Below are 19,241 nucleotides of genomic sequence, written 5' to 3'. Positions count from 1 at the left end.
AGATCCGAGTCACCACGTGACTCGGATCTACCGCACTGTGGTCAGCAGCGGCACGATCGCCCCCCAGGCGGCGACCCCGAGCCGCCGGTCGGCCGCTTCGGTGCCACCCCGCCGCAGCTGGATGCCGGCGGTGACCGGCTCCTCGCCGGGCAGGATCGCGCGGTGGCCGGCCTCGGGGTCGGTGACGAGCGTGGTGGAGCGGCCATGGGCAGCGCGGCGGGTGGCGATCCGCTCGGCATGGAGGTTCGCCGGCCAGACCTCGTCGTCGCCACCCGCGACGAGTACGACGCTCGGGATCTGCTCCACGGCGATGGTCGCGGCCACTACGGCATCGGGGAAGAGCTCGCGCGAGCGCAGGTAGAGGCCGCGATAGGCCGGCGGATCGTCGTCCGGCTCCCAGTCCTCCGCGAACGGCACGAACGGCAGCGGCTCCCCGGCCAGTGTCCAGTGCGAGGTCTGACTCCCATCAGGTCGTACGCCGGCCCAGACGACGTCCAAGGGCGAGAAGGCGACCACCGCCTCGACCTGCGGCGTGTACGACGCCACCACCAGCGCGGCCTCGGCGCCGAACGACAGGCCGGCCACGACGACCCGGTCGCACTCCCGCGCCAGCGCCGCCACCCGGTCCTGGATCGTCTCGACCGGGATCTCCCAGGGCGCCTCGTGCTGGCCCGGCCCGCCGAACCACTGGATCGACTCCGCGATCGCCCCCTGCGAGGCGAACAGCCGGGCCCGCGCCGGGTCGGCCTGGCCCCGGGACCCGGCCAGCACCAGCACGCCGACCCCGGAGGGTCGGTCGGGGAGCCAGCGGATGCCGGGTGGATCGGAGAGCCTCTCCTGCCGCATGGCGCCAACCTACGTGGCACCTGTCACGCTCGTAGCATGCTGTCCATCGCGCCGGGAGAGCAGACGCTGGCGCTGGTCGACGCCACCACCAGCGCGGCGAGACCGGCTCCAGGAGTCGCGAGTCGGCAGAAGTGCAGGTCCCACAGGGTCCGAGTCGGCAGAAGTGCAGGTCCGCCACCAGCACTTATGCCGACTCGGCGGTTCTCAGGCCAGCACTTCTGCCGACTCGGCGGTTCTGAGACCCGCACTTCTGCCGACTCGGCGGTTCTGAGGCCAGCACTTCTGCCGACTCGGCGGTTTTGAGACCCGCACTTCTGCCGAGTCGGCGGGGTGGGGTTGCTAGGAGAGGGCCCGCAGCGCCATCGAGGCCATCGAGGTCAGCACCGTCCGCATCTCGTCCTCGGGCAGCAGGCCACTGTGCGGCGTGGAGTTGATCAGCCCGAACGCGGCGTGCGCCATCGCGTGGGCGGTGTCGTCGGCCAGCGTCGGGTCGGCCAGGCGCAGCTGGGCGGCCCACAGGTCGACGTACTCCCGCTGCAGCTTCCGGACCAGCTCCCGGTCCTCGTCGGGCAGCGAGGACCAGTCGCGGTCCTGGACGACGATCAGCGCCCGGTGCCGCAGCGCGAAGTCGACGTGCCAGTCGACCAGCGCGGTGATCGCCGCGCTCGGCGACCCGGCCGCCGCCACCCGCGCCAGCCCCTCGGCCAGCAGTCGCTCGCTGATCTGCACCAGCATCTCGGCCAGGATGGCGTCCTTCGACGCGAAGTGCTTGTAGAGCGCCGGGCCGCTGATGCCGCAGGCCGCGCCCAGCTCGGCGACCGAGACGCCGTGGAAGCCGCGCGCCGCGAACAGCTCGGCGGCGGTGTCGAGCAGTTGCTGGCGGCGGTCGGTCACGGCCACTAGGTTAGAGCGCGCCGTCGGAGCCGGAGTTGGTGGACGAGCATGGTTAACGTTCATTAACCTGGTGGCGTGGATCTGAGAGAGCTCACCGAGGAGCTGAGAGAGCGGCTGGCCGTGGCCCGGCTGGGCGGCTCGGAGTCGAGTCGCCGGCGGCACACCGAGCGCGGCAAGCTGCTGCCGCGCGAGCGGGTCGACCGGCTGCTGGACCCGGGCAGTCCGTTCCTGGAGCTGAGCCCGCTGGCGGCGTACGGCATGTATGGGGGACCCCAGGAGACGAACGCCGTGCCGAGCGCCGGGATCGTGACCGGCATCGGCCGAATCGCCGGCCGTGAGTGCGTGGTGGTCGCCAACGACGCGACCGTCAAGGGCGGCACCTACTACCCGATGACGGTCAAGAAGCACCTGCGGGCCCAGACCATCGCAGCGGAGAACGGCCTGCCGTGCGTCTATCTGGTCGACTCCGGCGGCGCCAACCTGTCGATGCAGGACGAGGTCTTCCCCGACCGCGAGCACTTCGGCCGGATCTTCTTCAACCAGGCCCAGATGTCCGCTCGCGGCATCCCGCAGATCGCCGCGGTGCTGGGCTCGTGCACCGCCGGCGGCGCCTATGTCCCGGCGATGAGCGACGAGACCGTGATCGTGCGCGACCAGGGCACCATCTTCCTCGGCGGCCCGCCGCTGGTGAAGGCGGCGACCGGCGAGGTCGTTACCGCCGAGGAGCTCGGCGGCGGCCTGGTGCACGCCACCAGGTCCGGCGTGGTCGACCACCTCGCCGACGACGACGCGCACGCGCTGCAGATCGTCCGGGGGATCGTGTCCACCTTCCGCGAGCAGTCGCAAACTGACGCCCAGATCCCGCCGAGCGGTCGCAAACTGACCGAATCCGTGGGCGAGGAGCCGCTGGAGGACCCCGAGTCCATCTACGACGTGGTCCCCGCCGACCCCCGCACGCCGTACGACGTCCGCGAGGTGATCCGGCGGATCGTCGACGGCAGCAGGCTGCAGGAGTTCAAGCGGCTCTACGGCGAGACGCTGGTGTGCGGCTTCGCGCAGATCTACGGTCACCCGGTCGGCATCCTGGCCAACAACGGCATCCTGTTCAGCGAGTCCGCCCTGAAGGGCGCGCACTTCATCGAGCTGTGCAACCAGCGCGGCATCCCGCTGGTCTTCCTGCAGAACATCACCGGCTTCATGGTCGGCAAGGACTACGAGAACCGCGGCATCGCCAAGGACGGCGCCAAGCTCGTCACCGCGGTGGCCTGCAGCGTGGTCCCGAAGCTCACCGTCGTCATCGGCGGCTCCTATGGCGCCGGCAACTACGGCATGTGCGGTCGCGCCTACGACCCGCGGTTCCTGTGGATGTGGCCCAACGCCCGGATCTCGGTGATGGGCGGCGAGCAGGCGGCTTCGGTGCTCGCCACCGTCGCGGGCCGAGAGACGGAGGAGGAATTCAAGCGGCCGATCCGGGAGCAGTACGAGACCCAGGGCAGTCCCTACTACGCCACCGCCCGACTGTGGGACGACGGCGTCATCGACCCCGCCGAGACCCGGCGCGTCCTTGGGCTCGGCCTGGCCGCCGCCTCCCATCAACCGATCCCCGAGCCGTCGTACGGCATCTTCAGGATGTGACCGTGAGAGTCCTCATCGCCAACCGGGGCGAGATCGTCGCCCGCGTCATCCACAGCTGCCACGAGCTCGACATCGAGCCGGTCGCGATCTACACCGACGTCGACGCGCAGGCGCGACTGGGCTACCTCGACGGCAACACCGAGGCGGTTCGCGTCGAGAGCTACCTCGACGCCGCCGGCATCGTCGCCGCCGCGCAGGAGACCGGCGCGAGCGCCGTGCACCCCGGCTACGGCTTCCTCTCCGAGAGCGCCGACTTCGCCGAGGCCGTGATCGCGGCCGGGCTGACCTGGATCGGCCCGCCGCCGAGCGCGATGCGGGCGATGGCGCGTAAGGACCACGCCCGCGAGATCGCCGAGCGCGCCGGGGTGCCGGTCACCCCGCGCTACCAGCCCGACGCGGTCCCGGCCGAGGCCTATCCGGTGCTGGTCAAGGCGGCCGCCGGCGGCGGCGGGAAGGGGATGCACGTCGTACGCACTCCGGCCGAGCTGCCCGAGGCGCTGACCCGAGCCGCCCGGGAGGCCGGCAGCGCCTTCGGCGACGACACCCTCCTCGTGGAGCGGTACGTCGAGGGCGGCCGCCATGTCGAGGTGCAGGTCGTCGGCCTCGCCACCGGCGAGGTCGTCCACTTCGGCACCCGGGACTGCTCGGCGCAGCGCCGCCACCAGAAGGTGGTCGAGGAGGCGCCCGCGACCGACCTCCCCGACGAGTTGCGCGAGCTGCTCCACCGCTCCGCCGTCGCGCTGGCGACCGAGGTGGGCTACCGCGGCGCCGGCACCGTGGAGTTCTTGGTGCACGGCCAGCACGCCTACTTCCTGGAGATGAACACCCGGCTCCAGGTCGAGCACCCGGTCACCGAGGAGGTCTACGACGTCGATCTCGTCCAGCTCCAGCTGGAGGTCGCCGGCCTGGTGCCAGCAGAGACGACCACACCCTCGGCGGCGCGGGGCCACGCGATCGAGGCCCGCATCTACGCCGAGGACGCCTACGCCGGCTTCCTGCCGCAGGCGGGCACGCTGACCGGCCTCCGGCTGCCGCGCTACCTGGACGTCGCCCGGGTCCATCCCAGGGCCAGGCTCCGGATCGAGACCGCGCTGACCGCCGACACCGTGGTCGGCACCTCCTACGACCCGATGCTGGCCAAGCTGGTCGTCTGGGGCCCCGATCGGGAGGTCGCCCGGCGGGCGCTGATCGCGGCGCTCGACGAGTTCGCCGTCGAGGGCGTCGTCACCAACGCCGGCTTCGTCCGCGCCCTGGTGGCCTCCGAGGAGTTCCGGGACGGCGAGGTCCACACCGGCTGGCTCGACGAGCACCCGCCGGTCGCGCCCGACCCCGGTCCGGCCCGACAGCTCGCGGCGCGCCATCTCCTCGACAGGCACTGCGAGGTCGACGGCCCCTGGGCGAGCGACGGCTTCCGGCTGGGCGGACCGCCGGCGCCTGTCGTGGTGCAGGTGGACGTGCCGGTCGAGGTCACCGGCGAGGCCCTCGACGGCGAGGCCACCAGCCGCGGCCGGATCGTCGAGGTACGTCGCGACGCCCAGTCCTGGCGCTTCGAGGTCCCGGACCCGTTCGACCGTGAGCACCAGCAGGCCGGTGACGGCACCGTGACCAGTCCGATGCCCGGCACCGTCCTCGAGGTCCGGGTCAGCGAAGGGCAGAGCGTCCAGCAGGGCGACGTGCTCGCCGTCCTGGAGGCGATGAAGATGGAGCTCTCCGTCAAGGCGCCGCTCGCGGGTAGGGTCGATCGGGTCGCCGCCGCTGCCGGCGACCAGGTGGCACTGGGCGCGGCGCTGTTCGAGATCGGAGCCGGGGATGAGTGAGCTGCCCGCCGTCGTACCCGAGGACGGGCTGCCGCCCCGCGTCACCATCTACGAGGTCGGCCCGCGCGACGGCCTGCAGAACGAGTCGGCCATCGTGCCCACCGAGGTCAAGGCGGAGTTCATCCGCCGCTTGGTCGACGCCGGGCTGCCGTTCGTCGAGGCGACCAGCTTCGTGAGCCCGACCTGGGTGCCGCAGCTCGCCGACGCCGCCGAGCTGATGAGGATGCTCGGCGAGACCGGGCGGGAGATGCCGGTGCTGGTGCCCAACGAGCGCGGCCTGGACCGCGCGCTGGAGCTCGGCGTGCAGTGCATCGCGGCCTTCGCCTCCGCCACCGAGACCTTCGCCAAGCGCAACCTCAATCAGTCGCTGGAGGGCCAGTTCGTCATGTACGAGCCGGTCATCCGCCGCGCCCGCGACGCCGGCCTGGCCGTGCGTGCCTATGTCTCGATGTGCTTCGGCGACCCCTGGGAGGGCCGGGTGCCGATCGAGCAGGTGGTCGCCGTCGGCAAGGGGCTGCTCGACCTGGGCGCCGGCCAGCTCTCTCTCGGCGACACCATCGGCGTCGGCACCGCCGGCCACGTCACCGCGCTGGTCCGTGCCTTCGAGGACGCCGGCGTGGCCCGGGACCGGCTGGCGCTGCACTTCCACGACACCTACGGCCAGGCGCTCACCAATACCTACGCCGGCCTGCGGGCCGGCATCACCACCTTCGACGCTTCCGCGGGCGGCCTCGGCGGCTGCCCCTACGCCAAGAGCGCGACCGGCAACCTCGCCACCGAGGACCTGGTCTGGTTCCTGACCGGTCTCGGCATCCGCCATGGTGTCGACCTGCCGAAGCTGCTCGACACCAGCGTGTGGATGTCGGGGCAGCTCGGCCGGCCCAGTCCGAGTGCGGTGGTCAGAGCGCTCAGCGGGAGGGTCTAGATGGTGGTCGCCTCCTGAGACTGGTAGGCGGCGATCGCCAGGTCGGTGGTGAGCTGGATGTGGTCGCCGACCAGCTTGGCGCACAGCTCGGGGTCCCGCGCGACCGCCGCGTCGAGAATGGCCCGGTGCTCGCCGGCGAGGTCGCGGTGCATCCGCTCGCCCTCGGCCGCGGTCCAGTAGCGGTAGACCTCGGCGATCGCCCGGAGTCGCACCGCGATGGAGTAGAGGTGTTCGTTGTTGCACCCGCGCAGCAGCGTCTTGTGGAAGTTCTCGTGGTGGGTGATCCAGTCGGCGCGGACCGGCAGCAGCTCCCCGCGGTCGGCGGGATCGCGGGTGGACCACTCTTGGAGGTATTGCTCCTCGTGCCAGTGAGTGCGGGCCAGGGAGTGATGGGCGGCCACCAGGTTGGCCTCCCAGCTCAGGTCGCCGACCTCGACCGCGCGGCGCGCGACGAGCGACTCGATCGCGACCCGTGCCTCGGTCAGGGAGCGCAGCTTGCCGACCGACACCGTCATCACCCGGAAGCCGAGCTGGGACTCGCTGGTCGCCAGACCCTGCTCCACCAGTCGCGGCAGCACCTCGCGCAACACCCCGGTGCTCGCCTGATACCGCGCGCCGAGCTCGGCGAAGGCCAGCTTCGACCCGGGGGAGAGGTCTCCGCCGAGGATGTCGAGGCGAATGCGGGCGAAGATCTCATCCGCTCGTGTCGTGCCGGAGGTCCGTGCCATGGCCGCATTTTGCCCGAATTCGTCCAGGAGCCATAATTTCGAAATAGTCTTGACTTCTCGAAAGGACCTTGTGTCTACTGCTCACGTACGCGTGACGTGCGTCACGCATCCAGAAGGAGAGACCCGTGGATACGACGACGTCTGCTGCCACGCCCGACGCTCTCGAATGCGATGTGGCGATTGTCGGAGCCGGGCCGGTTGGCCTCTACCTGGCGCTGCTGCTGGCCCGGAAGGGCCATCGTGTCATCGTGCAGGAGCGGCAGCCGGCGCCGTACCTCAGGCCGCGCGCGGTGCACTTCGACTTCGAGGTCGGCCGGCTGCTCGCCGCGGTCGGCATCGGTGATGACCTGCGGGCCATCTCGGACAAGGCCGACGTCTACGACTGGCAGAACAAGGAGCGCAAGACGCTGCTGGCCTTCGACTGGGGCGGTGTCGGCCCCTCGGGGTGGCCGTTCGCGACGATGTTCAACCAGCCGCAGCTCGAGGGCATTCTGGAGCGACACGCCAACGAGCATCCCAACGTCGTCGTCCGGCGGGGCGCCGAGGTCTCCCAGGTCACCGTGGACGAGGACGGGGTGACCCTCCTCGCCCATGGGCCCACCCTCGGGGACCATCGGGTCCGAGCGCAGTACGTCGTCGGCTGCGACGGCGCCAACAGCTTCGTGCGGAGCCACCTGGGCACCACCAGCACCGATCTGGGCTTCGTCTTCGACTGGCTCGTCGTCGACCTCGTGCCACACGACGACCGGGTCTGGTCTCCCACGAACGTCCAGATCTGCGACCCGCAGCGTCCCACGACAGCGGTCTCCGGCGGCCTCGGCCGACGCCGCTTCGAGTTCATGCGGATGCCAGGCGAGACCATCGAGGAGCTCGAGAACGACGAGCGGGTGTGGGAGCTGCTGGCGCCCTGGGACTACACCCCGGAGAACACCGAGCTCGAGCGGCGGGTGGTCTACACCTTCGAGGCACGCTGGGCCGACGTGTGGTATCAGAACCGGATCGCCATCGCCGGCGATGCTGCCCATCTCATGCCTCCCTTCGCCGGACAGGGCATGTGCTCGGGCATCCGCGATGCCGCCAACCTGGCCTGGAAGCTGGACCTGGTGCTGAAGGGGGTCGCCGAGGAGGCGCTGCTGACGACCTACACCACCGAGCGCTCGGTCCACGTCAAGAACGCCATCGAGCAGTCGGTCGCCCTCGGCGAGGTGATCTGCGTGACCGACCCCGAGGCGGCCGCCGCCCGGGACGCCTTCTTCCTCGAGCACGGGCCCAAGCCGGAGAACGTGCTGCCGCCGGTCTCGCCGGCGAGGCTGGGACCGGGCGTGGTCCAGCTCGGCGCCGACGGCGCCCCGGCGGGCACCAACGGAACGCTCGCCTTCCAGCCCTACGTCCGGGTGACCGGCGGGGAGCGGGCGCTGTGGGACGACGTCCTCGGCGCGGCGGCGTTCACGGTCGTCAGCCCGCTCGCGGTGGTCGACGTGCTCGATGCCGACCGTCGGGCGGCGCTGGACCGGCTCGGGGTTCGGTGGGTGCAGGTGGTGGCCGCAGGTGCGGAGATCCCCGTCGGTGCGGTCGAGGACTGCGACGACGTGCTGCTCCCACACCTGACCGAGGTCGGCCACGTCGCAGCGGCGATTCGGCCCGACAACTACCTCTTCGGCACAGCCAGTACGCCGGCCGAGCTGCCGGCCTTCGTGGACGACCTGATCGCGCAGGTCAGCGGCAGCGTGGCCGCGGCCGAGGATCTGCCGGCCAAGGCGACGGTCCCGGCGTGAGTGAGCTTGCGAGCGAACCGTGGGCATCGCGCCGGCCACGAGCGCAGCGAGGGGTGGCGGCGTGAGTGAGCTTGCGAGCGCGCCGACGGCGAGTGGCCAGGCATTCGACCAGACGGCCTTCGACGCCGCCTCGATCGGGCGGTTCGCTCGCTTCGTCGCCGCCAGGTCGGGCCGGGAGCTGACCGACTTCGCGTCGCTGTGGCGGTTCTCGGTCGATCATCCCGAGGAGTTCTGGGCGGGGATCTGGGACTACTTCGACATCCGCGCCTCCCGGCGCTATGACCGGGTGCTCGGCGCGACGACGATGCCCGGCGCCGAGTGGTTCCGCGGCGCTCGGCTCAACTACGTCGACCAGGTGCTCCGCCACGCGGACCGCCCCGGGACCGCGGTCGTGTCCATCGCCGAGGACGGCTCGCGGGTGCAGACCTCGTGGGCCCAGCTGGCCAGGGACGTCGCCGGCTTCGCCGGCACCCTGCGCTCTCTCGGCGTCCGGCCCGGGGACCGGGTGGTCGGCTACCTCACCAACGCCGTCGAGCCCATCGTGGCCTTCCTCGGCACGGCGGCCGTCGGCGCCGTCTGGGCGGGTCTGGGTCCCGACTACGGCTCGGAGGCCGCAGCCGACCGTCTCGCCCAGCTGGAGCCGAGCGTGCTCGTCGCGGTCACGGGCTACCAGTTCAACGGCCGGGTCTTCGACCGCCGCGAGGAGGTCGTCTCGCTCGCCCGCCGACTGGGCGGAGAGCTCCCCGTCGTCGTGGTCGAGCGGTGCGGCCTGGCCCTCGATACCGAGGCATTGCCCGGGAGGGCGCTGTCCTGGGCCGAGGCGGTAGCACCCGACGTACCCCTCGTCACCGAGCAGGTCGCGGCCGACCACCCGCTGTGGGTGTTGTTCTCCTCGGGCACGACCGGCGTGCCGAAGGGCATCGTCCACGGCCACGCCGGCGTCCTGGTCGCGCAGCTGTGCGGTCTCGGGCTGCAGTTCGGCGCCGAGGCGGGTGGCACGTTCTTCTGGTACACCTCGACCAACTGGATGATGTGGAACCTGGTGGTCTCCGCGCTGCTCACCGGCGCGACGACCGTCGCCTACGAGGGCAGCCCCGGCTACCCGTCGATGGACCGGCTCTGGCGGCTCGTCGCCGAGGAGCGGGTCACCACCTTCGGTACCAGTCCCGGTCATCTGCAGCTCTCGGCCGGCGCCGGGCTGCGACCCGGCGCCGAGCACGACCTGTCGGCGCTGCGGCTGATCGGGGTCACCGGCGCCCCGGTTCCGCCGGCGCACTATCGCTGGGTCGCCGACCAGGTGAGGGCGGATCTCCCGCTGGTCTCCACCAGTGGAGGCACCGACGTCGTCGGAGCCTTCATCAACTGGGCGCCCGGACTGCCGATCTACCCCGGCGAGATGCCCGGCCCGGCGCTGGGCGTGGCGGTCGAGGCGTTCGACCCCGAGGGGCGTCCGGTCGTGGACGAGGTCGGCGAGCTGGTGGTGACCCGGCCGATGCCGAACATGCCGGTCGCGTTCTGGAACGACCCGGACGGGTCGAGGTACCGGGCGGCGTACTTCGAGGTCTATCCCGGCATCTGGCGGCACGGCGACTGGCTGACGCACACCAGCCGTGGCACCTACGTCATCCACGGTCGCTCCGACTCCACCCTCAATCGCGGCGGAGTGCGGATCGGCTCCGCGGACCTGTACCGCGTGGTCGAGGCGATGCCCCAGGTCGTCGAGGCGCTGGTCCTCGGCGTCGAACTGCCCGACGGCGACTACTGGATGCCGATGTTCCTGGTGCTCGCCGACGGCGTCGAGCTCGATGGCACCCTGCGTGAGGAGCTGCGCGCTCAACTGCGCTCCAAGGGGTCGCCCCGGCACGTGCCCGACGACTTCTACGCCGTCGCGGCCATCCCGCACACCAAGACCGGCAAGAAGCTCGAGGTGCCGCTGAAGCGGATCCTCCAAGGCGCCGATCCGGCCGACGTCGTCAGTCCTGGGGCCGTGGATCGGCCCGAGCTCATCGACTGGTACGTCGAGCTCGCCCACGCCGGACCGCGCTGAGCGGGTGACCGAACGACGGGCAAAAGATGATCCGACACCCCTTTTGATTTTCGAAATTGTCTTGACATACCGAATCCAGTGATGTTGTGTGAGTCGCAACCGATGTGACCGACATCACGACACCCGAAAGGAATCCTCGTGCATATCGCCTCAGTTCAGGGTCGTGCCGTGTGGGTCGACACCGCCAGCGGCCTCGCCGTCGACATCGCCAAGGCCAGCGGCGCTCGCTTCGGGCCGGAGCCCGCGGCCCTCTACGACGCCTGGCCGGACTTCGTCGGATGGGCCGCCACCGTGACCCCCGACTTCGCCGCCGACGGCACGCCCTTCGTCGCCAGCGAGGCCGACGCGCCATCGCCGGCACCGCGCCAGGTCTTCGCGATCGGGCTCAACTACAAGGACCACGCCGACGAGTCCGGGTTCTCCTACCCGCCGGTGCCGACCGTCTTTACCAAGTTCGTGGGCAGCTTCGCCGGTCCCGAGGGCACCTTGGTGCTGCCCAACGACACGGTCGACTGGGAGGCCGAGCTCGTCGTCGTCATCGGCAGGCCGGCCAAGGACGTCGCCCGAGCCGACGCCTGGGAGTACGTCGCCGGACTCACCGTCGGGCAGGATTACTCCGAGCGCACCCTGCAGCTGTCGGGACCGGCGCCGCAGTTCTCGCTCGGGAAGTCCTACCCGGGGTTCGCCCCGCAGGGCCCGTATCTCACCACGGTCGACGAGCTGGCCGAGCCGGCCGATCTGGAGATCGCCTGCACCGTCAACGGCGAGCAGGTCCAGGGCAGCCGCACCAGTCGGCTGATCTTCGACATCCCGACCCTCATCGAGCACCTCTCCGGAGTCGTCCAGCTCTATCCCGGCGACGTCATCTTCACCGGCACCCCGGCAGGCGTCGGTGGTGCTCGCGAGCCGAAGTGGTTCCTGAAGGACGGCGATGTCGTCGAGACGACCATCGAAGGCCTCGGCAGCCTTCGCCAGACCTGCGCGAGCCAGCGCTAGCCACCAGAAGATCGCATGGCAAGGAGCCGAGGATGCCGCTGCACCGCATGACCCGCCTGACCATCGGCGTTCCCAACGTCGAGGAGACCAAGGCCTACTACGCCGAGTTCGGCCTGACCCCCACCGAGACGGGCGGCTTCGCCACCGTCGACGGTGGCGAGCAACTCCGCATCGAGTACGCGCCGCAGCGGCGGCTCGTGGCGCTCGGCGTGGGCGTCGACGACCGGGACGACCTCGATCGCGTCGCCCGTCAGCTCGAGAAGCTCGACCTGCACGTCTCCGACGAGGGCGACGCGATCGTCACCACGGAGCCCATCGCCGGCATCAAGGCCACCGTCTCGATCGCACCACGCATCGACCAGGACGGCGCCGCGACGCCGTACAACTTTCCCGGGGTCGCGGAGCGGCTCAACAACCGCGCCCCGGGGATCGAGCGCGAGTCCGCGGTGAGGCCGCGCAAGCTCGGCCACACCGTCATCGGCTCGACCGACGCCGAGGCCACCCAGCGGTTCTTCACCGAGGGGATCGGCTTCAAGGTCTCCGACGAGGTGCCCGGGATGGCCGCATTCATGCGCTGCTCGACCGACCACCACAACGTGCTGGTCCAACAGGCCCCGCTCAACTTCCTGCATCACACCTCCTGGCAGGTCGACGACATCGACGAGATCGGCCGCGGTGCCACGGCGATGCTGGCCGCGGACCCCGCCCGCCACGTGTGGGGGCTGGGCCGGCACTACATCGGCTCGAACTTCTTCTGGTATCTGCGCGACCCGGCCGGCAACTACTCCGAGTACTACTCGGACCTCGACTGCGTGGTCGACGACGAGCTCTGGAAGCCCGGGGTCTTCGACGGCGCGCGTGCTCTGTACGCCTGGGGGCCGCCACCGCCGCCGTCCTTCCTCGCGCCGGAGGACCTGGCCGCTCTGATGACCGGCACCCATGCGCCGAGGCAGGGATGAGCGTCGAGGTCAGTCTCCGAGGAGTCGACAAGAGGTTCGGCGGCGTCCACGCGGTCAAGTCCTTCGACCTGGAGGTGCCCGCCGGAAGCGTCGCGGCGATCATCGGCCCGAACGGCGCCGGCAAGAGCACCGTGCTGAAGATGATCGCCGGCCAGTACCGGCCGACCTCGGGTGAGATCTACGTCGGTGGCCGCCGCGTCGACCGGCTCGGCCGGCACCGATACGCCCGCACCGGCATCGGCGTCGCCGCGCAGATCCCACGTCCCTTCCTCGACCTGACGGTCCGCCAGAACATCGAGGTCGGTGTGGGCGCGGCCCGCCGCGGCGCCGACGTCGAGGAGATCCTGCGCCTTACCGGGCTGGCCGGGCTCGCCTCGCGCCCGGCCTCGAGCCTGGGGGTGCTCGACCTGAAGCGCATGGAGGTCGGCCGCGCGCTCGGCTGTCGTCCCGAGCTGCTGCTTCTGGACGAGATCGCCGCCGGCCTCGTAGGCAGGGAGCTCGACGCCGCCGTGGAGCTGGTGAAGGGCATCCACGAGACCGGGGTCACCGTCATCCTGGTCGAGCACGTCGAGGGCGTCGTGGAGTCGGTCGCCGACCAGGTGACGGTGATGAACTGGGGTGAGGTGCTCACCACCGGCACCCCTGCCGAGGTCCATGCCGACCAGCGGGTCCGGGAGATCTACCTGGGCTCGCGGGGCAGCGGGACCGTGGTCGAGGTGGACCGGCGCAGCGCGAGCGTCGCTGAGCCCTTGCTGGCGGTGCGTGACCTCAAGGCCGGATACGGCCGGCTGCTGGCGCTCCACGGTGTCGACCTGGACATCAGGCCCGGTGAGGCGGTCGCCATGCTCGGCGCCAACGGTGCCGGCAAGAGCACCCTGTGCGGCACCATCAGCGGAGTCCTCCGCACCAGCTCCGGAACGGTCGAGCTCGACGGCAAGGACATCACCGCGATGCCCGCCCATCGGCGCAACGAGGCCGGCATCGCGCACTGTATGGAGGGGCGCCGCCTCTTCGCCGACCTCACCGTCAGCGAGAACCTTCAGCTCGGGGCCGGCCGTCGCGCCCGGCGGGACCAGATCCGGGAGCGCATCGCCGAGCTGCTCCAGGTCTTCCCGCAGGTGGAGGGCAAGCTCGCCGCCAAGGCCGGCTCGCTCAGCGGCGGCCAGCAGCAGATGGTCGCCATCTGCCGGGCGCTGATGTCCGCGCCACGGCTGCTGCTGTGCGACGAGGTGTCGCTGGGCCTGGCGCCCGTCGTCATCGACGAGCTGTACGACGGCCTGGACAAGATCCGCGCCAGCGGCACCGCCCTCCTCATCGTCGAGCAGAACATCGGCCGCTGCCTCGACTTCGCCGACCGTGCCTACGTGCTCAACCGCGGTCGGATCAGCTTCTCGGGAGACCCACGACTCCTCCGTGACGAAGAGGCCCTGGATCGCGCCTACTTCGACTCCCTCACAGGCAGCTAGCTCGCCAACCACCCAAGAAAGGGGGCGCACATGTCGCGCCTTTCGCAGTTCGCCGGAGTAGGCCTCAGCACCACCCTGGCGCTGGCCTCGCTGAGTGCGTGTGGCTCCTCGTCGTCGTCCTCGTCCTCGAGCGACGACACGATCAAGATCGGGGTGAGCCTCTCCCTGACCGGCGACCTCGGGCCGATCGGACCCATTCAGAAGGCAGGTCTCGACTATGCCGTGAAGCGGGTGAACGACGCCGGTGGCATCGAGGTCGACGGCGAGACCAAGAAGGTCGAGCTCATCGTCCAGGACAACAAGAGCGACTCGACCCTGGCCGGCAGCCAGGCCCGCGAGATGGCGCTGAAGGACGGCGTGTCCGCCTTCCTGACCGGCTGCACGCCGACCGCGGTGCTCCCCGTCGTACAGGTGGCCGAGGCCCAGCACGTCCCGGTGATCGCCACCTGCAACCCGATCGGCGTCTTCGAGACCTTCTCCAAGGAGGGCTTCAAGTACAGCTGGGACATGTTCTTCGCCGAGACCGAGCAGGGCACCGACATCTTCCAGACCTTCGACCAGGTCGAGAGCAACAAGAAGGTCGCCCTCTTCACCGACACCGAGCCCGACGGCGTCGCCCAGCGCGAGCTGTTCAAGAGCGCGGCCACCGAAGCGGGGTACGACGTCGTGGGCGACTACAGCTTCGCCGTCGGCACCACCGACTACAGCTCCTTCATCAAGGACGCCAAGTCCAAGGGCGCCCAGCTCGTGCTGAGCCAGACCGTCATCCCCGACGGCATCGCGCTCTACAAGCAGATCAAGGCACTCGAGCTCAAGCCGGTCGCCGCGCTGGCGGCCAAGGCGGGCTCCAGCGGAGCCTGGTGGGACGGCCTCGGCGACACCGCCCAGGGCACGCTCACCACGGCGTACTGGGCCCCGGGCGGGATGCTCTCCGACGATCTGCAGGCCGCGCTGACCGAGCAGCTGCCGACCATCCCGGACCAGGGCATCGCGGTCTCGTCCTTCTCTGCGGCGTACGTCCTGTTGGACGCGATCGCCAAGGCGGGGTCGAGCGAGCCCAGCGAGATCAACGACGCCATCGCCGCCTCGGACCTCGACACCCCGGTCGGTCACATCGCGTTCGACCCCACCACCCATGTGTGCGCCACCGACCTGTACGTGCTGCAGTGGAACGAGGGCTCGGCCGACCAGGTCTTCCCGGCCGACGCGACGGGCTCGGTGCCGTTGGTCGCCCCGGTCGCCGGTCTGCAGTGACCGGGTGAGCTGAGCCATGCACCTGTGGGATGCCCTGATCCAGGGTCTGCTCATCGGCGGGCGCTACACCGTCACCGGCCTGGGCCTGATGCTGATCTTCGGCGTCCTCCGCCTGGTCAACCTGGCCCACGGGGAGTTCGTCCTCATCGGCGGCTACCTGGCCTATGTGGTCTGCGGGCACACCAGCCTCGATCCGCTGCTGGCCCTGCCGGTCGTCGCCCTGTTGGCGGCCGCCGGCGGCTGGGCGCTGCACCGGGGGCTGCTGAGCCGGCTGACCGCAAGCGGTCCCGACGCGCCGGTGGTCGCGACCTTCGGCATCGCGCTGCTGCTGCAGGCGGCGTTCAGCGGCCTGGCCGGCAACGACGCCAAGACCCTGCCGGCGTCGTACGCCGACAGCGGCATGTCCCTGCTGGGCGTCCGGGTGCAGACGGCCTATGTCATCGTCTTCGCGGTCGGCGCCGTCTGCACCGCAGCGGTGTGGTGGGCGATCCACCACACCCGGTGGGGGATGGCGGTCCGCGCGTCGGGCCGCGATCCGGTGGTGGTCGGCGCCGTCGGCATCGATGTCCGGGCGCTGCACGCGACCGTCTTCGCGCTGGCGACCGGACTGGCCGCGATCGGTGGCGTGATGGTCGGCATCAGCAGCAGCTTCAACCCCTCGGCCGGCGCCTCCTACCTGGTCTTCGGATTCGCCGTGGTCGTGCTCGGCGGACTGGGCAATGTGTCCGGGATGTTCTTCGCGGCGCTCGGTGTCGGGGTGCTCCAGGCGATGGCGACCGAGGTGATCGGCGGGGAGTACCGCGATCTCCTCGTCTACCTGCTGCTCCTGCTGCTGTTGGCATTCCGGCCTCAGGGCCTGATGGGAAAGGTGGTCAGGGCATGACCCGGCGCCCGATGCTCCTCGGCCTGGCCGGCTGCGCCGCGGCCTTGGTCGTGCTCCTTCTCGTCGGCGGCGGCCTGACGCCGTACGGCCTCGACATGTGGACCTCCCTGCTCACCGTCATCGGCGTCGCCCAGGCATGGAACCTGCTGGCCGGCTTCTCGCGTCAGTTCTCGCTCGGCGTGGGCGCCTTCGTCGGCGCCGGGTCCTACACCGCGGCGATGGTGACCATCCACTGGGAGTGGGGGCCGATCCGGACGGTCCTCGCCGGCGGCGTGGTGGCGGCCGTGCTCGCGGCCGTCCTGGCCATCGCGCTGCTCCGGCTGCGTGAGGACTACTTCACCATCGGCTCGCTCGCCGCGGCGCTCGCGCTGCAGACCTTCGTGATCAACAGCGAGCCGCTCGGCCGCTCGGCCGGGCTCAGCCTGCCCTTCTCGGTGCTCCCGACGCCGATAGGGCTGTTCCAGCTCGCCGCGGCCTGCGTGTTCCTGTGCTCGGTGGCCACAGTGTGGCTGAAGTTCAGCGCGGTGGGCCTGCGGATGTCGGCCGTGGGCCAGAACGAGGACGCCGCGGTCTCGCTCGGCGTCGGCGTGCGCGGGATGCGGCTGACCGCGCTCATGCTCAGCGGCGGCCTGATGGGCCTGCTCGGCGCGGTGGTCGCCTTGCAGCAGGTGGCCGTCGAGCCCATCGGCGGCCTCGGCATCACCTGGACCATCGGCGCGATCGTGATGACCATCATCGGGGGCGTGGGCACCTTCTTCGGTCCCGTTCTCGGCGGCGCGCTGGTCTACCTCGGCCTGACCAAGCAGCTGGGCGGCCACCCGATCCTGGGCCTGGTCGTCGAGGGAGCGGTGCTGATCGCCGTCGTGACGCTCGCCCCGCGAGGCATCTGGCCGCTCCTCGTGGACCTCGCCCGGCGCGGCTGGGGCCGGCTGCGACCGCCACGACAGCCACAACCGGCCGTGTCGAGCGACGACGACCTGGTCGCGGTCTGATGGGGGCGCTTGCGCCCGGTCGACTGATCGACGTCCACAGCCATGTCGTCACCGACGCCTACCGCGCCGCGTGTACGGCGGCCGGCATCGTCCAGCCGGACGGCTTCCCGGCGCTGCCGCCGTGGTCGGCCGCCGAGACGCTGGCACTGATGGACGCCCACGGCATCGATGCCGCGGTGCTGTCCGTCTCCTCGCCCGGGATGGTCATCGACGCGACCACCGACGTGGTGGCGCTGGCGCGAGGCGTGAACGACGAGATCGCCGCAGTGGTGGCCGACCATCCCGGTCGGTTCGGCCAGGCCGCCGCGATCCCGATGACCGAGGTGACCGCGGCGATCGCCGAGTGGCGGCGGGCGCGCGACGAGCTCGGTGCCGACGCCTGCGGCCTGATGACGAACGCCGCCGGCCGCTACCTCGGCGACGAGGCCTTCGAGCCGCTGATGGCCGAGCTCGACGCCACCGGGGCCGTGGTCATCGTGCATCCGACCTCGCCGGCGTGCTGGCAGGCGGTCTCATTGGGAAGGCCCCGGCCGATGCTGGAGTTTCCCTTCGACTCGACTCGCGCGGTGAGCAACCTGCTCTTCAACGGCGTGCTGCGCCGCTACCGGGACATCCGCTGGGTGATCCCGCATTCGGGCGGGACCCTTGCGGTGCTGGGCGACAGGCTGACCCTCTTCCCGGCCATGCTTCCCGGCGTGCCCGACGACCTCGACGTGCTCGCCGAGCTGTCCCGGCTCTACTACGACTGCGCCGGAACCGCCTTTCCGCGGGCAATGCCGACGCTGGCCTCGATGGTCGGCACCGAGCGGCTGCTCTACGGCACCGACTTCCCGTTCGCTCCGGCGGCCGGCGTCGAGGCCGGCGCGGCCGCGGTCGCCCGGGCCACGCTCGGAGGCGCACCGGCGACCGACCTGTTCCGCGCCAACGGCGCGACGTTGTTTCCCCGACTGGGCAGCTCGATGGAGGAGATTCGATGAGGTGGGTGACCTATCTGGCCGGCGACGGTGCGGCCCGGCCCGGTCTGGTGGTCGGCGACCACGTGCTGGGCTACCCCGGTGACGGCGGGCTCCTGGGTCTGCTGGGCGAGCGCGGGGAGCGACTGCGGGAGGCCGCCGCGCAGACCACCGCCGCGCCGCGAGAGGAGGTCGCCCTGGCGGCTGCGGAGCTGCTGGCACCCATCCCGGTCCCGCCCGCCGTACGCGACTTCATGGCCTTCGAGGAGCATCACGTGACCTCCACCCGAGCACTGGGCGCCGAGGTCGACCCGGGCTGGTGGGACCAGCCGGTCTTCTACTTCCAGAACCCGGCCGCGATCTGGCCGCCGGACGCCGAGGTGCCGATCGCGCCCGGCTCGACGGCCTACGACTACGAGCTCGAGGTGGCCGCGATCATCGACCGCGACTGCGCGGACGTGACACCGGAGGAGGCGGAGGACTACATCGCCGGCTACACGATCTTCTGCGACTGGAGTGCCCGCGACCTCCAGGCCACCGAGATGCGCCAGCACCTCGGACCGGTCAAGGGCAAGGACACCGCGACCAGTCTCGGTCCCTTCCTGGTGACCCCGGACGAGCTCGCCGACGTTGCCGCCGGCAAGGGCTTCGACCTTGCCATGACCGCGACGGTGAACGGCCGCCCCTACAGCGCCGGCAACTGGAAGACGATCCACTGGTCCTTCGGCCAGCTCATCTCCTATGCCGCGCGCGGCACCACGCTGCGCCGCGGCGACGTCGTCGGCAGCGGGACCGTCGGCACCGGCTGCATCCTGGAGCTCTCCCGGGTGCACGGCGCCGACGCCTATCCCTGGCTGGCGCCGGGCGACGAGGTCGAGCTCGCCGTCGAGCGACTGGGCAGCATCAGAGGCAGGCTGGTGGCCACCCCCGCTCCCGCGCCGCTTGGCTAGTGGTCGTCTCCGGAAGTTCGTCCCGGGTCTGCGCGGCCCAGGCACACCCATCGCGGCGTTGGCGCCGCTCGGAAGACGCCCGGTATGCCGTCGCGACGCCGCCTTGCGCTGCGCGCACCTG

Annotated in this window: 16 protein-coding genes; 13 read left to right on the top strand and 3 right to left on the bottom strand. The window is 70.9% G+C overall.

Annotated elements, in window-relative coordinates; all coding sequences use genetic code 11:
* Positions 1-27 precede the first annotated feature (27 nt).
* Together QM595_RS12835 and QM595_RS12830 are read right to left on the bottom strand one after the other, a co-directional pair.
* Entirely contained in the window at positions 28-846 is an 819-nt protein-coding gene (locus tag QM595_RS12835; protein WP_415171952.1) for an acyl-CoA thioester hydrolase/BAAT C-terminal domain-containing protein, read from the bottom strand.
* A gap of 339 nt (positions 847-1,185) precedes the next feature.
* Positions 1,186-1,740 carry a TetR/AcrR family transcriptional regulator gene (locus QM595_RS12830; protein WP_415171951.1) on the bottom strand — a complete coding sequence of 185 codons (555 nt, stop codon included), beginning with the start codon at positions 1,738-1,740 and terminating at the stop codon, positions 1,186-1,188.
* 75 nt (positions 1,741-1,815) lie between these two features.
* On the opposite strand from QM595_RS12830, the gene QM595_RS12825 reads away from it, so the two are divergent.
* Genes QM595_RS12825 through QM595_RS12815 form a run of 3 tightly spaced genes read left to right on the top strand, consistent with a single transcriptional unit; the run spans position 1,816 to position 6,117 of the window.
* Positions 1,816-3,375, top strand: coding sequence for a carboxyl transferase domain-containing protein (locus QM595_RS12825; RefSeq protein WP_415171950.1), 1,560 nt, complete (start codon positions 1,816-1,818; stop codon positions 3,373-3,375).
* A gap of 2 nt (positions 3,376-3,377) precedes the next feature.
* Positions 3,378-5,192, top strand: coding sequence for an acetyl/propionyl/methylcrotonyl-CoA carboxylase subunit alpha (locus QM595_RS12820; protein ID WP_415171949.1), 1,815 nt, complete (start codon positions 3,378-3,380; stop codon positions 5,190-5,192).
* Positions 5,185-6,117, top strand: coding sequence for a hydroxymethylglutaryl-CoA lyase (locus QM595_RS12815; RefSeq protein WP_415171948.1), 933 nt, complete (start codon positions 5,185-5,187; stop codon positions 6,115-6,117). The genes QM595_RS12820 and QM595_RS12815 overlap by 8 nt, the downstream gene beginning before the upstream one ends.
* On the opposite strand, the gene QM595_RS12810 is transcribed toward QM595_RS12815, so the two are convergent.
* A complete protein-coding gene (locus tag QM595_RS12810; protein ID WP_415171947.1) occupies positions 6,114-6,845 on the bottom strand; it encodes a GntR family transcriptional regulator in 732 nt (243 codons plus the stop codon). The two genes, QM595_RS12815 and QM595_RS12810, sit on opposite strands and share 4 nt — an antisense overlap.
* A gap of 125 nt (positions 6,846-6,970) precedes the next feature.
* Between QM595_RS12810 and QM595_RS12805 the strand changes: the two genes are divergently transcribed.
* From QM595_RS12805 to QM595_RS12760, 10 genes are all read left to right on the top strand, one after another.
* Positions 6,971-8,620 (top strand): bifunctional 3-(3-hydroxy-phenyl)propionate/3-hydroxycinnamic acid hydroxylase, encoded by a 1,650-nt coding sequence (locus tag QM595_RS12805; RefSeq protein ID WP_415171946.1) that lies wholly within the window; start codon positions 6,971-6,973, stop codon positions 8,618-8,620.
* Positions 8,621-8,681: 61 nt separating this feature from the next.
* Positions 8,682-10,667, top strand: coding sequence for an acetoacetate--CoA ligase (locus QM595_RS12800; protein WP_415171945.1), 1,986 nt, complete (start codon positions 8,682-8,684; stop codon positions 10,665-10,667).
* Positions 10,668-10,835: 168 nt separating this feature from the next.
* On the top strand, positions 10,836-11,663 hold the full coding sequence (locus tag QM595_RS12795; RefSeq protein ID WP_415171944.1) for a fumarylacetoacetate hydrolase family protein: 828 nt from the start codon (positions 10,836-10,838) through the stop codon (positions 11,661-11,663).
* A gap of 32 nt (positions 11,664-11,695) precedes the next feature.
* Positions 11,696-12,622: a VOC family protein gene (locus QM595_RS12790; protein ID WP_415171943.1), complete on the top strand. Its 927-nt coding sequence runs from the start codon at positions 11,696-11,698 to the stop codon at positions 12,620-12,622.
* The gene (locus QM595_RS12785; RefSeq protein ID WP_415171942.1) at positions 12,619-14,088 is read left to right on the top strand and encodes an ATP-binding cassette domain-containing protein; all 1,470 of its coding nucleotides are present in this window, start codon (positions 12,619-12,621) and stop codon (positions 14,086-14,088) included. The genes QM595_RS12790 and QM595_RS12785 overlap by 4 nt, the downstream gene beginning before the upstream one ends.
* A gap of 30 nt (positions 14,089-14,118) precedes the next feature.
* On the top strand, positions 14,119-15,342 hold the full coding sequence (locus tag QM595_RS12780; RefSeq protein ID WP_415171941.1) for an ABC transporter substrate-binding protein: 1,224 nt from the start codon (positions 14,119-14,121) through the stop codon (positions 15,340-15,342).
* A gap of 16 nt (positions 15,343-15,358) precedes the next feature.
* The gene (locus tag QM595_RS12775) at positions 15,359-16,225 is read left to right on the top strand and encodes a branched-chain amino acid ABC transporter permease (protein WP_415171940.1); all 867 of its coding nucleotides are present in this window, start codon (positions 15,359-15,361) and stop codon (positions 16,223-16,225) included.
* Positions 16,222-17,217 carry a branched-chain amino acid ABC transporter permease gene (locus tag QM595_RS12770; RefSeq protein ID WP_415171939.1) on the top strand — a complete coding sequence of 332 codons (996 nt, stop codon included), beginning with the start codon at positions 16,222-16,224 and terminating at the stop codon, positions 17,215-17,217. The genes QM595_RS12775 and QM595_RS12770 overlap by 4 nt, the downstream gene beginning before the upstream one ends.
* On the top strand, positions 17,217-18,194 hold the full coding sequence (locus QM595_RS12765; protein WP_415171938.1) for an amidohydrolase family protein: 978 nt from the start codon (positions 17,217-17,219) through the stop codon (positions 18,192-18,194). Before QM595_RS12770 ends, QM595_RS12765 begins: the two co-directional genes overlap by 1 nt.
* Entirely contained in the window at positions 18,191-19,120 is a 930-nt protein-coding gene (locus QM595_RS12760) for a fumarylacetoacetate hydrolase family protein (protein ID WP_415171937.1), read from the top strand. Before QM595_RS12765 ends, QM595_RS12760 begins: the two co-directional genes overlap by 4 nt.
* The last annotated feature ends 121 nt before the right edge of the window (positions 19,121-19,241 follow it).

Origin of the sequence: Nocardioides sp. (genome assembly GCF_047607185.1) — a bacterium.
Lineage (GTDB): Bacteria > Actinomycetota > Actinomycetes > Propionibacteriales > Nocardioidaceae > Nocardioides.
This window is presented reverse-complemented; position numbering and strand designations above follow the sequence as displayed.